This window comes from Microtetraspora glauca (genome assembly GCF_040656155.1).
GTDB lineage: Bacteria > Actinomycetota > Actinomycetes > Streptosporangiales > Streptosporangiaceae > Microtetraspora > Microtetraspora glauca.
In genome coordinates, this window is the sequence record NZ_JBFALK010000013.1 from 240,577 (window position 1) to 254,170 (window position 13,594).

16 protein-coding genes and 1 tRNA gene are annotated in these 13,594 nt (G+C 66.5%); 7 read left to right on the forward strand and 10 right to left on the reverse strand.

The features are described from left to right. Positions 1–26 precede the first annotated feature (26 nt). The 3 genes from AB0I59_RS24110 (at position 27) to AB0I59_RS24120 (ending at position 4,269) form a co-directional block, all read left to right on the forward strand. A complete protein-coding gene (locus tag AB0I59_RS24110; protein WP_358136167.1) occupies positions 27–2,435 on the forward strand; it encodes a MinD/ParA family ATP-binding protein in 2,409 nt (802 codons plus the stop codon). 88 nt (positions 2,436–2,523) lie between these two features. Next, positions 2,524–2,611 (forward strand) — tRNA-Ser (locus AB0I59_RS24115). 1,052 nt (positions 2,612–3,663) lie between these two features. Next, positions 3,664–4,269 carry a hypothetical protein gene (locus AB0I59_RS24120; RefSeq protein ID WP_358136170.1) on the forward strand — a complete coding sequence of 202 codons (606 nt, stop codon included), beginning with the start codon at positions 3,664–3,666 and terminating at the stop codon, positions 4,267–4,269. A gap of 177 nt (positions 4,270–4,446) precedes the next feature. On the opposite strand, the gene AB0I59_RS24125 is transcribed toward AB0I59_RS24120, so the two are convergent. The 8 genes from AB0I59_RS24125 to AB0I59_RS24160 all read right to left on the reverse strand — a co-directional run bounded on the left by AB0I59_RS24125 (position 4,447) and on the right by AB0I59_RS24160 (position 10,279). After that, positions 4,447–5,817: a tyrosine-type recombinase/integrase gene (locus tag AB0I59_RS24125; protein WP_358136173.1), complete on the reverse strand. Its 1,371-nt coding sequence runs from the start codon at positions 5,815–5,817 to the stop codon at positions 4,447–4,449. Next, positions 5,814–6,005, reverse strand: coding sequence for a helix-turn-helix transcriptional regulator (locus AB0I59_RS24130; protein ID WP_358136176.1), 192 nt, complete (start codon positions 6,003–6,005; stop codon positions 5,814–5,816). Before AB0I59_RS24130 ends, AB0I59_RS24125 begins: the two co-directional genes overlap by 4 nt. Beyond that, complete coding sequence (locus tag AB0I59_RS24135; RefSeq protein WP_358136179.1) at positions 6,005–7,396, reverse strand: replication initiator; 1,392 nt, start codon at positions 7,394–7,396, stop codon at positions 6,005–6,007. The genes AB0I59_RS24130 and AB0I59_RS24135 overlap by 1 nt, the downstream gene beginning before the upstream one ends. Positions 7,397–7,492: 96 nt before the next feature. After that, positions 7,493–7,633 (reverse strand): hypothetical protein, encoded by a 141-nt coding sequence (locus AB0I59_RS24140; protein WP_358136182.1) that lies wholly within the window; start codon positions 7,631–7,633, stop codon positions 7,493–7,495. A 5-nt stretch (positions 7,634–7,638) separates the two neighbouring features. Next, positions 7,639–7,800 (reverse strand): DUF3970 family protein, encoded by a 162-nt coding sequence (locus AB0I59_RS24145; RefSeq protein ID WP_157530828.1) that lies wholly within the window; start codon positions 7,798–7,800, stop codon positions 7,639–7,641. An 18-nt stretch (positions 7,801–7,818) separates the two neighbouring features. Further along, positions 7,819–8,556 (reverse strand): DUF2637 domain-containing protein, encoded by a 738-nt coding sequence (locus AB0I59_RS24150; RefSeq protein ID WP_358136185.1) that lies wholly within the window; start codon positions 8,554–8,556, stop codon positions 7,819–7,821. A 36-nt stretch (positions 8,557–8,592) separates the two neighbouring features. Then, complete coding sequence (locus AB0I59_RS24155) at positions 8,593–9,945, reverse strand: FtsK/SpoIIIE domain-containing protein (protein WP_358136188.1); 1,353 nt, start codon at positions 9,943–9,945, stop codon at positions 8,593–8,595. Next, on the reverse strand, positions 9,938–10,279 hold the full coding sequence (locus AB0I59_RS24160) for an SCO3933 family regulatory protein (RefSeq protein WP_358136190.1): 342 nt from the start codon (positions 10,277–10,279) through the stop codon (positions 9,938–9,940). Before AB0I59_RS24160 ends, AB0I59_RS24155 begins: the two co-directional genes overlap by 8 nt. Before the next feature lie 108 nt (positions 10,280–10,387). Here AB0I59_RS24160 and AB0I59_RS24165 point away from each other — a divergent pair, with 108 nt between their 5' ends. Continuing rightward, positions 10,388–10,747, forward strand: a complete 360-nt coding sequence (locus tag AB0I59_RS24165; RefSeq protein ID WP_358136192.1) for a GntR family transcriptional regulator — start codon at positions 10,388–10,390, stop codon at positions 10,745–10,747. Positions 10,748–10,921: 174 nt separating this feature from the next. Here the strand turns inward: AB0I59_RS24165 and AB0I59_RS24170 are convergent, their stop codons facing one another. Beyond that, entirely contained in the window at positions 10,922–11,140 is a 219-nt protein-coding gene (locus tag AB0I59_RS24170) for a hypothetical protein (RefSeq protein WP_358136194.1), read from the reverse strand. A gap of 152 nt (positions 11,141–11,292) precedes the next feature. Here AB0I59_RS24170 and AB0I59_RS24175 point away from each other — a divergent pair, with 152 nt between their 5' ends. Genes AB0I59_RS24175 through AB0I59_RS24185 form a run of 3 tightly spaced genes read left to right on the forward strand, consistent with a single transcriptional unit; the run spans position 11,293 to position 13,034 of the window. After that, positions 11,293–12,033 (forward strand): helix-turn-helix transcriptional regulator, encoded by a 741-nt coding sequence (locus AB0I59_RS24175; RefSeq protein WP_358136242.1) that lies wholly within the window; start codon positions 11,293–11,295, stop codon positions 12,031–12,033. A 2-nt stretch (positions 12,034–12,035) separates the two neighbouring features. Then, the gene (locus AB0I59_RS24180; RefSeq protein ID WP_358136196.1) at positions 12,036–12,512 is read left to right on the forward strand and encodes an NUDIX hydrolase; all 477 of its coding nucleotides are present in this window, start codon (positions 12,036–12,038) and stop codon (positions 12,510–12,512) included. A gap of 27 nt (positions 12,513–12,539) precedes the next feature. Continuing rightward, on the forward strand, positions 12,540–13,034 hold the full coding sequence (locus tag AB0I59_RS24185; RefSeq protein ID WP_358136199.1) for a hypothetical protein: 495 nt from the start codon (positions 12,540–12,542) through the stop codon (positions 13,032–13,034). Between the two features lie 9 nt (positions 13,035–13,043). Here AB0I59_RS24185 and AB0I59_RS24190 read toward each other — a convergent pair whose 3' ends face one another. Beyond that, positions 13,044–13,592 (reverse strand): HD domain-containing protein, encoded by a 549-nt coding sequence (locus tag AB0I59_RS24190; protein WP_358136202.1) that lies wholly within the window; start codon positions 13,590–13,592, stop codon positions 13,044–13,046. Between the last annotated feature and the right edge of the window lie 2 nt (positions 13,593–13,594).

Consider the following 13,594-nt stretch of genomic DNA (forward strand, 5'->3'; position numbering starts at 1 on the left):
TTTAGCCCATCCCGAGGGGGAACACGGTGGCAAGACACGATCGTGAGGATCCCCACTCTCTCGAGGACCAGCTCGCCTGGCTCGACGCGATCAAGGAGATGCCCGACGAGGTGGACATCGCGGTCAGCGCGGTGACCTCGGCGTCGTTGGCGCCTGCTCCGCTCACGGAGCCGGAAGTGCCTTCACCGTACCCTCAGGACCCCTGGCGTTCGGTGCCGTCGGAGCCCGCCTCCCAGGCGCTGTTCCGTACGGCGACGGATCCCGCGTACGGCGCCACGGTGGTCGTCGCTCCGGCCGGCGGGGCAGCGGACACCTCTGGATCGTCCGCCGGCTTGTCCGGGTCTTCCGGGTCTTCCGGTTCTGGGGGTTCGGGGCTTTCCGAGGACGGTGGGCTGCCCGGTTTCCCCGGTACGCCTCCGGCGGGCCTCGGGCGGGGCCCGCTGTTCCAGGACTCCCCCGTCGACACCGACTCCTTCAATGTGGGCGCGTTCGGGGAGTCCGACGTCCGGACTTCTTACAAGGAGCACCACACACAGCCGGTCCGGTTCCCCACCGGGGAACACCGCCTTGAGGACCTCCCGTCCGACGAGAGCGGATCCGAGGAGAGCAGGACAGAGGCGTCCAAGTCCGACGAGCCGGTGCGCGGGTGGCTGGAGCCGGCGGTGCCGGTCGTCGAGACGGATGGATCTTCCAGCACCGGGTCTTCCAGCACCGGGACTTCCGGTTCGTTGAACTCCGGCACCGGAACTTCCGGCCTCTCCGGTTTCGGATCATCGGGTTCCGGGTTCTCCGGCTCCGGAGTTCCTGGGTCCGGGCTCTCCGAGTCCGGGGTTTCCGGTGGGGTTTCCGGTTCGGGGAGCAGTGGTTCCGGGGCTTCCGGTTCTGACAGCGGGACGCCCTTCTCCGGCGGACTGCTCGGTGCGGTCACCGAACGCTTCACCGGGCCCTTCCCGGAGGAAACGCCGGTCGAGGAGCGCAAGCCGTACGAAGGGGAGCGGTCGTTCGGCGGCTCCTTGCACGAGGAGACCGGCGGTCAGTCTTTCGGCGGTTTCTCGCGTGAGGAGACCGGCGGTCAGTCCTTTGGCGTACTGGGCGGGGATCTCCCCCCCGGTCAACCGTTCGGGGGGTCCCTGCGGGACGATTTGGCCCCTGGACAGCCCTTCGGCGGCTCCTCGCGTGAAGGTTTCGGTGGCTCTCCCCATGAAGAGACTGTGGGCCAGCCGTTCGGGGGGTCCCTGCGGGACGACCTGGCCCCCGCGCAGCCCTTCGGGACGGCCCCGAGCGCGGATCCGCTGCCGGACCGGCGATCGGACGGAACCTCGCGTGAGGCTCCGTCCCCCACCTCTTCGGAGGATCAGGCCCTGGAGGAGCGTGAGCCGTACCAGCCTCGCCGCAGGCAGGCTCCGGCGGTTACCACCTTCGGCGCTCCCGGGCGTACAAGCGGGGCGAAGGCGGGAGGCAAGCCGTCCGCGGACAGCCTCGACCCGGGCAGCCTGCTCAAGGGCCGCAGGAACGCTCCCGCGCGCGGATGGCGCCGGTTCGTCTACAAGGCGTCCGGTGGATGGATCAAGCCGGGCGAGGCCCCTGACGTCCGGCGGCGGCGCGAGCTGATCTCCCGCGCCCGCACCCCCGTCGCCACCGGGCACCACAGGGTCGCCGTGCTCAGCCTGAAGGGTGGCGTGGGCAAGACCACCACCACGGTCGGGCTCGGGGCCACGCTCGCCCAGATTCGCGGTGACCGCGTGATCGCCGTGGACGCCAACCCCGATCGTGGAACGCTCTCGGACAAGGTCGAACTGGAGACCTCGGCTACCGTGCGCGATCTCCTCAACGAGCGGAGCCAGATCAAGCGATACGTCGACATCCGGGCGTTCACGTCCCAGGCGCCGTCGCGGCTGGAGATCCTGGCGTCCGATCGCGATCCCTCGGTGTCGGAGGCGTTCAGCGCGACCGACTACCAGGCCGTGGCCCAGGTCCTGGAGAACTTCTACTCGATCTGCATCACCGACTGCGGCACCGGACTGCTCCATTCGGCGATGTCCGGAGTCCTTGATCTGGCGGACCAACTCGTGCTGGTCAGTTCCCCGTCCGTCGACGGAGCCCGGGCGGCCTCGGCCACCCTCGACTGGCTGGAGGCGCACAACCACGCGGAACTCGTCAGGGCCGCGACCGTGGTGCTTTGCAGCGTACGGCCGCGCTCGAAGTCGGCTGTCGACCTCGACCGGCTGGAGGGCCACTTCGCGGCGCGCTGCCGGTCGGTGATCCGCGTGCCGTACGACCCGCATCTGGAGGAGGGCGCGGAGATCGATTTGGACCGGCTGCTGGAGCCGACCCGGGAGGCGTATCTCCGGCTGGCCGCCGCGGTGGGCGACGGCTTCGCCGGGCCGCAAGCGATTGCGGAGCGCCGGTACTCCGAGATCCCCGACCAGATCTGACCCGATGCTCGGAGATCGTCTTTTGTCGCGGGCACCCGGCGCGTGGTGAGAGACTATGGTGATGTTCCGTGCCTTTGGGCATCGGCCAGGAGAGCTCGCCTAGTGGACGATGGCGGCGGTCTTGAAAACCGCTAGGGGCTTGACGCTCCTCGTGGGTTCGAATCCCACGCTCTCCGCTCCCACCTCCGGAAACGGCGTCTGACCAGCGGTTTCGCTACGGTCGGACGCCGTTGATCGTTTCCACCCATGTGCAGCCATACGCCACCCTTAGCAGCCCTCGGCCGCTGATCACGTTATATTCACGGGATGATCTTGATGTTGTCTGCCCAGGTCACGAGTGCATAAGAAGGCGATGGGGATGAGGGGGCTGAGAGTCTCGTTCGACCGGCGTGCTCATCAAGGCGAGCGACATCGGATTGACACATCACGCGACCTGTTGAGCTCTTCCATAAAGGCAGCCGACCGCCGACGTTCCATTACAGACTTTGTGTCGGATTAGTCGTATTTGTGCCTTAATTTCTTCGCGTTTCCGCGTCTGAGAATGTGAAGAATGCCCCGTCAGAGCACCATGACCCTCTAGTGTGGTTCTGTCACATCCTGTGCGTGCGGGGCCTCCACGGGGCCGTACTGGCAAGGCTCAGTCCAGCTCCGTGGGGTGTCTCGCGTCTCGCGTGGCGCGGGCATCCTCCGCCCCAGTAGTTCACTGGGGCGGCTCAACCCGCAACCGAAAGGGGAGGCAAGTGCCTCCTTCTATGGAGCGCGCCGAGGGGTGGCGCTGGCCCAACCGGCGAAGGATTCGTCGCTGGACCAGGTGGCTACTTGTGAGGCTTGGTCTCACCGTAGTCATCAAGGTTCTCAGCGACGAGATCATTCGCCGGCTGGGCAACTGACTAGCAGCTTGGCTCTAGTCACTTGAAGGATGGCTCTGTCTCTCGACTGCTGGGCGCGGGAGGGAGGCAGAGTCATCTAACTTCTTCCTTCTAGCTCCTCGGACCTTAATGTACACACACTTAGTGGTGTACCGGGAGTATTCCATTTATTTTTCGGCCCCATGTGTACGAAAGTCGTACCCATCTTCTGTATGAGTCTCGTACGTATGGATCTGATGTATCGGTCCGGCTTGTGGGCGGGCAAGCATTCGGCAAGATGTACGATAGTCGTACAGACGCGATGGAAGAGGTCGTTGTTCGACAGGCAGACTGTGCGGCTCGGTGGAGGAGGCTTTGCAATGTCGAAACTGACGGAACTCCTGGCTCACTGGTCGGTAGATGAAGATTTTTCTGATAGATCCGACTTTCTTGCGATTAACTCGGAAAATTTTGCCGAAGGGAGTAAGGTGCTCGCTAGTATTTCTGATGAGACTGATTTAGATGTTCTTGCTCTTTGGGAGGCGATGAGACTCTTGAATGCGGCCGCATGGGTTCGATCGATCGCTGAACAGATTGAAGAGTCTGCTGCCGCTGCCTGCCGATTTCATTACAAGGTTTCCTGGGGAAAAATTGCTGAACTGAGTGGTCGTCCACGTTCCACGGTGTCCAGTTCTGGTGGAAAGATCGTGAAAGCGGTGAGCAATCTCGGATTCCGCAACCTTGACGATGATCCAAGGGGCCCGTGGCGTGCAACCGACCTGACCAGTAGTGTCGACAACCCTAGCTTCCGATACTCGGTCGTCGCGCCATCTGGTCATCAGATAGCCCCACCTGTTGGAAGGGCGTGGCGTTTTTCTAGGAAAAGATTGGAGGAGTTGAATGCGGATGGTCGTATCTATTGGGGGCCTTATGGAGATAGCATCCCTCGCTTGAAAGACTACCTTTCTGAGCGTCCAGCTGAATGACGATGTTGTTGGGATGTTCTGTCTATGGACTGTCTATTGGCGGCTGTTGGGTAGCTTGTCATGCGACGGCATCTCTTTGGTGGTAGCGATACAGGTGTGATAGGAGACTCCGGCCAGCATGATTAGGCACAATAAAGGGGTCCCGCGATGAGCGAGACCCCTTGAGCGTAGAAACGGTTAGAAGGTGAGAGCGTCGTCAATACGTCCGTTGGCGATCGCGGCGCCGCCGTCGATGCACTTGGCGTAGACCCTTAGCAGAACGTCCACGCCGTGCCCTGCGCGTTCGGCGACTTCGGGGGCGGCTACCCCGGCGTTGAGCCAGAGGGAGACGGCGGCGTGCCGCAGGTCGTATGGCCTGGCCGCCAGCGGGGACACGACCTGTTCCGGCGTGAGGGCAAGGGTTCGAGCCTTCTGCCACGCCTCGCAGTACGTCCCAATGGAAATCACGCCACCTCGTGATGTACGGAACAGCCGCCCGTCATCGTGAACGCCGAACTCGTCGATGTGCTCGCGGAGGATAGTCACCAGCTCCGGCGGGATCGGGACGGGGCGCCCCTCGTCTTCGGCACGGTGCTTCAGTCCGCGATCGTCGTGCGCCTCTCCGCTGTCTGTCCATCGCTTGTTCGCTTGCGGCTTGGACTTTGCGAGCACCAGGCGGCCCCATCCGGACTCCGGAAGGTGGCAGTCCTGCTTACGGAGGCCGAGCGCTTCGGCCGGGCGAAGGCCCGCGAAGTAGAGGCAGGCGAAGAAGGCTCGAAGGTGCCGGCCGCGGGTTACACGGCCCGCGTAGGTCACCGCGGCGAGCAGTTCCCGAGCCTGAACGGGGTTGACGACTACCCGCCGGTCCACGGCCTCGCGAACCTTCGGAGGTTTCCACGCCTTGACCTTGTCGATGGGATTCGAGGACAGCTCTTCCAGGTCTACGGCGTACTGAAGGACGTTGTAGAAGACCGAGCGTTTCCGAGTGATCGTCGTCGCCGCAGCTGCACCGCCGTCGAGCCGGAGCGTCAGCGCGTCGAGGCCGAGCCGTACGTTGCGGACCTTCGCCAGGTCGGCCACGGCTAGCGAGTGACGTTTGAGCCACGCGACGGCTGCCGCGATATCAGCCGGGCGCGCCAGTTGCCGTGAGGCCGGGGGGAGAACGTACTGCCGGAGTGCTTCCCGGAGGATGAGCTGATCCGGCTTGTCGGGCGCGTCTTCGTCGACGAGTGCGGGGGTCACGGTCGCGAGAGCATCGGTCAGGCTGTCGCGCGTCTTGGCCGCCGCGTGAGGCCACTTCATATCGATGTAGGCCAGGACGAAGGCGAACCATGTGACTGCCTGCTTGACCTTGACCATGGAGACGGGGAGACCAGTTTCCAAGTCGAAGACCTCACCGCGCTTGGCGGCCTGGCGCAGGTCGAAGAGGAAGCTGTCGGCGAGAGCCTTGGTCCGGAAAGCCTTGGACTTCTCTTTGGGCCCCACCTTCCATCGCACGATGTATGACGGGGCTTTGCTGGTCCGGTTCTGCCGGATGTCCCAGAGCTTCACGTCATAGGAGGTGTTCACACGACCTCCCGGAGGGTTTCCAGCCAAGTCGCGAAGTCGCTTCGCCACACGCGAAGTTCGCCGTTCGGGAGCTTGATGCACTTGGGCGCGTGGCCCAGTTCGCGCCAGCGGTAGAAGGTCCGGCGGGAGACGCCGCCGAGTTCGTCGAGTACCTCCGGCAGGGTGAGGAGCTTGTCATTGCGCGTCATCAGGCATCACCTCCGAAGACCGCTATGGCCGGGGGTAAGGCCGTGCCGGTCAACGAGGCGGCGAGGAGGGCGTCACCGGGGGTGAAGCCGCGGCCGACGTATTGCCACTCGGAGATCACGAGGACGGTGTCTTCCTCGAAGAGGGGAAGGCGGCCGGTGGTGATGTCCTGGTCGATGGCGTGTTCGGCGCGGTCGGCCCTGATGTCGCTGAGGGTGGTGGAGTAGTGGCGTGATCGGGTGGAGAAGTGGCCGCGGAAGCCGAGCATGTGAGCCCATTGGGTCAGCCGGAGGCCAGCAAGGTCATCCAGGGCGCCCAGGCGTAGGCATTCGGCGATGAGCCGTCGGGCGTGTTCGCGTACGGGCAGGACGGCCAGGTCCTCGGTGGGGAAGACGCGCCGGTCGAGTGTGCCGACGCATTCGGCGGCCTTGGTGGCGTACTTGGCGATGTAGCCCGCGACGGCTTGTTCGGTCAATTCGCCGTCGAGGGTGATGGGGCGGGCGTCGACCTGGTGGCCCCAGCGCAGGACCTGCGCCGTCTGACCATCGATCGCTGGGACCGTAGCCGTGATCGCCGAAGCCGCGTGATGTACGGCTTGAGCCAGTAGGGCCAGGGTCGTCCAGGCGGGAGGCGTCGAAGTCGGCCCGTCCGGTCCGTCGAGCCGAATCACGGCATGGAAGTGGACGACGCCGCGCCGCTGGTATTCGGCGACCTTGGCGAAGGACACGACGAGCTGGGCGCGCATCTCGGCGAGGGTGAGACCGCCGCTCTTGGCCAGGTGCCGGCGAAGCGCCTCAGCGAACCGCTTCCACAGCAGCGGAGCTGTGGCGTTGAACATCACCGAGCCCGCGTAGTCGTAGCAGTCCGGGCAGAGCGGTTCGCCGAGGCAATCCTCATCGGCTCCATGCCGGGCGGTGCAGGACAGGACCCGCCCATGGGGACACTTCTGAGCGTTGCGGCGGGCGTGGCACGGGAGGATCTTGCCGTTCTTCTCACGTCGGGTGTGGACGAGACCGAAGGACGGCGCGGTGAGCGTGACGAACAGGCACGGGTGACCGGTCACTGACTCGGGAACGCCTTTGCCGCCGACGAGGCCCGCGCGGATCAGGTGGTAGGTGTCGGCCCGGTAGGTCTCGGCGCAGGACGGGCAGCGCGAGGCGCGGCGGGTCTTGCACGGGACACGAAAGACGCCGTCGGGTTCGGTCCGGGTGCTGTAGCGGTGGAGGAGTTCGCCGGTGGCGGTGTCCCAGTGCTCGACTCGGCCGCGAAGGTGGATCGGCTGTCGGCAGCCGCCCGCGCGGCGGATCTGGGCTTCCCACCGGGAGTAGTTCGGGTCATCGAGCCGGGCGATAGCCCCGCGGATCGCGTGCGCATTGGTGAGAGATGCGGGCAAGATGGAGACCTCCTTTCACTCGTTGCGGGTGGAGGGACGGCCCCCGACCTGGCGCATGTCTTGGCGGATGTACGGCCAGGCCGGGGGCGCTGACGGTCAGCAGAAGCCGAGCCCGTCACAGTGGCGGCAGGTGTCGCCGTAGGAGTCGAGGCCGCCCCCGCCGCAGTGGCAGCACTGCCAGCGCAGAGGCGTGATCTCCGTGGTCTCCGGGGCGGGAGCCTGCTCGGTGTCGTTCACGCGGGTCACCTCCTTTCGCGGGGTGTGGTGGAGACGAAGACCCGCCAGTGATGCGGCCGGGTCCGGTCGAGGTAGGCGCGGGAGACGCCGGAGACGGTGAACGTCTGGCGCAGCCGGAACAGGGCGTCGGCGATCTCGGCGCGGGTGCCGTCGAGGCGGATTCGCATGGTCGGTTCTCCTTTCAGTCAGGCGGGTTCGGACGCGGTTCGCAGGGTGCGGAGCAGGTCTGAGGCGAGTTGATTGGACACGCCCAGGCGGGCGCGGAGCAGATCGCGGGTGATCGGCTTGCCATGCTTGGCGTGGTGTTCGTCGGCCACTCGCCGGGCGTAGTCGACGAGCGCCGGGGACGGTTCCGGAGCGCCGTCCTCGTCGGCAGGGACGGACACCGGTACGGCGGACGACCCAGCGGCCATCGGGGACGAGCCCGGGACGGTCGAGGACGATGCCGGAGCGGTGGACGGTGCAAGGGCCGGCGATGCGGACGGAGAGGCCATGACCAGTGAGGACGCCGGGACGGTGGCCGAGGACGGTTCAGGACGAGGGCCGGAGGCACGGCGCTCCAACATCGAGACCGCGATGAGGAACGCGCCCGCCGGAGTCGCGGCGGTGAGCCAGCCCCACACGGTCGGCTCGGCCTGGTGGAGGTTGGCGGCCAGGGACAGGACGATCCCGGCGACCAGGACGAGCGTCGGCCACGACGCCCAGCCCTGCCGCAGGCGGCCGGTCTTCTTGTCCCGCTGACGCTCCCGAGCCGCCATCACACACGTGAGGTCGACACAGACGGCCACCGCCCAGGACATCCAGCCGGTTTGCCCGTGATCGGTGGCCGTGTCGCGGATGTGGGTGAACGATCCGGCACCCGCGATAGCGGCCAGGATCAGGACCGGCCCGGAGTCGAGCAGCCATGAGGCGAGGCGTCGCATCGTTACCCCCTTTCTGTCGGTTCAGGTGATCCGGTTTCAGGCGGTGAGGAGTTCGGACAGGTCGGCCTCATCCAGCCCGGAGGAGTGGCCGGGCCGGATGACCTCGGCCCACTCCGGAGCCAGGTGGGACCAGGTGCGCGCCGCGTACTCGGCGGCGTGCTCGGAGACGTAGAAGGACCGGGCGCGGTACCACTGGCCGTCCTGAGAGGCGACGATCGCGACGCCTGGTGTCTCGGCGGGTATCGCCCGCGCGGAGACGAGGGCCGCCGGGTCGAGGTCGCCCAGCGTCATCGTGGCCGTCTCCGGGTCGTTGACCCGGTGGCAGATCCGGCCCGAGCACTGCGCCCGCAGTGCCGTGACGCCGGGGCCGAGGTCGGAGCCGATCCGCTGACCGGACAGGAACAGATAGATGCCGAACGCCCGCCCGAGCTGGCCCACCCGCAGCAGCGCCGTGGACGTACGCGCGACCTCGTCTTTCTCGGACTTGTCGGCCATCAGATACAGCTCGGCCAGCTCGTCGACCAGGACCACAACGGGCACCGGCCGCACCCCCGGCGGAAGCTGCCAGATGTTCCGCGCGCCAGCAGTACGGCATAGACCCATCCGGTCGACCATCAGCGCGACCAGGTCATCCAGCAGCCCGACCGACTCCCCGCGCGTGGTGGCCAGCGCCGACAGGCGCGGGGCGTACGGGGTGAACTCCACGCCGCCCTTGAGATCGAAGCCGACCAGCGCGACCGGTTGCGGGGCGAGCCCGACGATCAGCGCGTTCGCGAGGTTCGACTTGCCGGACTGCGTCGCGCCCGCGTTGATCCAGTGCGGGACGGTACGGAAGTCGATCGACCAGAGGCCGCCGGTCTCTAGTCGCCCCACCGAAACCTTGAGCAACTCCCCCGAGCGCGGGATGTGATCGACCCGCACCAGCGGATCGCGCATGGTCGCGGCCAGGACGACCCGCCCGGGACGTGGTGAGGAGACGCGGACCGCGTGGACGCCCCAGGAGTGCGCGAGCCGCTCTGCCGCTTGGGCGTAGTCGGCCGGGATCTGGCCCTCAAGCGTCCACAGGGTGACCCGCCAGCCGTGCCGGGTCGGGCGAGGCAGCCACATCCACGGCTTGGTGTCGACCGCGACCCGCTGGAAGCGCCGCCGCACCTTCACGATCCCGGTCGAGGCGATCGCGCCAGGGACGGTGGTGAACCACCAGCGTTGCCGCTTCTTGGTTAGCCCGCAGCCGAGGGCGACTTTCCGCCAGGTTGCCCGTACGGTCAGCGCGACGAGCGGGAAGCCGATGAGTAGCCAGTACGAGTGGTAGTGGAAGCGCTGCCAGGCCCAGAGCCCGGCCATCAGGGCGGCCAGGACTCCGAGCGTCTGGGCGAGCGTGTCAGGCATTGGCGCCCTCCTCGGCAGGGAGCAGCGCGGAGGCGCGGTAGGCGATGCCCCACCTCACCTCGCCGTCGCGGGTCTGCTCCCAGGGGTAGCCGATCAGCCCGACGGGGTTGATCTGCTGCCCACGCGTGACCGGGGGCTCCCCGGAGATGCCGATCTTGACGAGTTCAATGCGGCCGAAGTCGTCTTCGACGGAGGTGACGACCTCGTAGACGGTCTGGCCGTTCTTGTCGGTCTTGACCTCGCCGGTGTGCTGGTTGAGCAGGCGCGGGCGCGGGTCCTTGACGCAGGTGAAGGTGAGCTTGGCCGTGTCGACCGGGATCGGGATGGCGCGCATGGTGGAGACCTCCTTAAGGCTCGTAGTCCAACATAGTTAACCTAGTTGGCCTGGTTGTCAATGTTCTCTCGGTTGGCTTGGTCGTTCTCCTGTGCTGAGATAGGAGCGATGGTCAAGAAGACGGGACGACCGGGTTACCTCCAGATCGCCGACGATCTGCGCGAACAGATCCGCGGCGGGGCTCTCGCGCCCGGCGCGCCGCTGCCGTCGACCACCCAGCTCGCCGAGCAGTACGACGCCTCGCTGAGCATCGTGAAGATGGCCGTCGGGATCCTGCGGAACGAGGGCCTGGTCATCGGCCAGCAGGGCAAGGGCGTCTTCGTCCGGGAGGACGAGCAGCCCGAGGAAAGGCCGGCGACAGATCTGGCGAGCGAGGTCATCGAGCTACGCACCGCCGTACGGGACTTGTCGGAACGTCTCGCCCGGGTCGAGTCGACGCTGGCTGAGTCCAGGAGATCCCCGAAGTAGAGCCGCCGCGCGTGTGGCAGCCGGTCACTCGGCGGGCCAGCGACGCCGCCCGCCCGTCCGGGGGAGTGCCGAGGCTCATCGCCTTGTCCTCGCGCCGGATACCGATCAGGACCGTCACGTAGCCAGCGCCCGCGCCGCCAGACAGCAGAAGCGCCAGGATCAGGGGCAGGGTGCTCACGACCAGATCACCCCAGCCTGCGCGAAGCCGATCGGGCCGCGCGGGGGACGCCGGGTGAAGCCGCGCCGCTTGTTCTCCCTGCGCCGGGCTGTCTGACGGCGGGTCCACCGGTCGCGGGCCAGGCACTTACGGCAGCGGATCTGCCCCTGCTCCAGGAGTGCGCCGCAGTCGCAGCCGGGGGTCTCCTCGGGCGGGTTGATCGTGGTGGTTGTCATGATCACGTCTCCTTTCGTCGCGGTCGGTGCTGCGTTGTGACACCGAGATTGCGGCGAAAGGGCAGGACGAGATCACTACACGACGGGACATGTTCAAGACGTCCCGTCTACGATTGCCAGGTCCCTGGACGTCCTCGAACGTGGCAGGTGAGATGGCGAACGAGCGGTTACGTGCGGCACTTCTGGAACGTGGGGTGAGCATCGCCGATCTGGCGACCGCCATCGAGGTGGACCCCAAGACGGTCGAGCGGTGGGTCACCAAAGGCCGCGCACCGTACCGAAAGCACCGGTATGCAGTGGCTACGCACCTGGGGATGGACGAGAGTTACCTGTGGCCGGAGGCTCTGACCCGGGAACAGGTGGCGTCGGCGTCGGAGAGTGAGATCGTCACCGTCTACCCGCACCGCTGGGCCGTACCCAGGGACGCGTGGGGACGTCTGTTCGCCCAGGCGCAAAGTGAGATCGGCGTGCTCGTCTACAGCGGCCTGTTCCTCGCCGACGACGCGGGCATTGTGCGGATGCTCGGCGAGAAGGCCGGCGCCGGGGTACGGGTGCGGATTCTGCTCGGCGACCCCGATAGCCCCGAGGTCGCGCAACGGGGCGCGGACGAGGGCATAGACGGCGGCATGGCCGCCAAGATTCGCAACGCCCTTGTGCTCTACCAGCCGATCCGCAGGCTCGCCGGGGTGGAGATCCGGCTACACCGCACTGTGCTGTACAACTCGATCTACCGCGGAGACGATCAGCTTCTCGTCAACACCCATGCATACGGCACGCCCGCGGGCAACGCGCCCGTCCTGCACCTGCGTAAGGTCCTCGGCGGCGGCATGGTCGCCACGTATGCCGAGAGTTTCGAGCGGGTGTGGGACCAGGCCACACCGGTAGAGTCCTGACCATGGCGCGCCGGATCGACTTCTACGACGACCCCCAGGCCCCGAAACCGAACAGCCTCGTCCCGTCCGTCAACGTCGTGGTCACCAACGACGCGGGGGACATCCTGATGATTCGCCGCAGCGACAACGGCAACTGGGCTGTCCCCGGCGGCGCGATCGACCTGGGCGAGTCCCTGCCGCAGGCCGCTATGCGGGAGACCCTCGAAGAGACCGGGATCTTTTGCGAGATCACCGGCCTGGTCGGCACCTACACCGACCCCAAGCACGTGATCCTCTACACCAGCGATGGCGAGGCCCGGCAGGAGTTCTCGATCGTGCTCACGGCCCGAGGCGTGGATGGCGAGCCGACTCCGAGCGACGAGTCCCGCGAAGTCCGCTGGGTGCCCCGTGACGAGGTCGAAGCACTTTCGATGGACCGGTCAATGCGTCTGCGTATCGGCCATTACCTTGCCGGAACCGGCTTGCCGCGCATTGGCTGAGACAGGCATGAGGAGAGAGGCAGCCGCGTGACCTTGCTGGTGCACGTCACCGCAGCCAAGAACGTCCGCTCGGTGCGACGCGCCGGAATCCGCGCGGACAGCATCGGACATGGTGGCATGACTGGCGTCTATTGCCTGCCGGTTCTGCCGTCCTACCAGATCACCTATCAGTGGGTGCGGGAGCTACGGCGAGGTGGTCAGAGGGCCATGATTGCCGTGCATTTCCGTGTGCCAGATGACGAGCCGGTATTGGTCGGGCACTACAACCGCACTCCTCTTCAGCTCAGCAGCGCTGAAGCCGCCGCCCTGGTGGCCGAGCAGCAGGACGCCCGGGGATACGAGCTGTTCCTCCCTCGCCCAGTGAGCGCGAAGGAGATCCATCGGGTGCGGAGCGTGAACCAGGTGACGGGCTGGCGGTACATGCCCGGCGCCCACGGATCGCCACCATGCGCCTGCCCGGTGTGCAACTTTCCCGGACAGTACGGTGCTGCCAAGATCCGCAAAGCGTTCGGTGAACCGTGATTGGGACGGTCAGACTCGCGTGATCTGTTTCTGAATTGCTCGAACGGCAGCCAGGATGCACGGCGTTGACGCAGTGATCGAGCGGCTGACCAGGTGCTCGGGGCCGTAGCGGGAATGGATCTCGGCGAGTCGTTCTGTGACGTCGAGGTGTCGTCCGTCGGGGCCGGTTGTCATGTCGCAATAGGTGAGCGCGTCCATCAGGTCCGGCCGCTCCGGCATGAACTCCTTGTTCAAGACGTCGAACAGGCCGCGTTCGGTCGCCTCGTTCACGGCGCAGGAGTGATGCGCTACCAGGCGATAGAGCGTCGCGTCGGCCTGGGCCACGTCGCGGAGGTAGCGCGCCCCATCGAGGGGGTGAAACCCGGTGTCGACCAGTTCCGGCGAGTAACCGATGTCGTGCAGGCACGCGGCGGCGGTCAGAGTGTCGGCGTCGTCGCCGAGGATCGGAGCCAGCGAGGCCGCCCGCGCGGCGACGCCCTGCGTATGCGCCCACCGCCGAGGAAGCGGCTTCTCAAGAAGCTGTCTGGCCAGGTCGCGCGCCCACTCAGCTTGTGTCACGC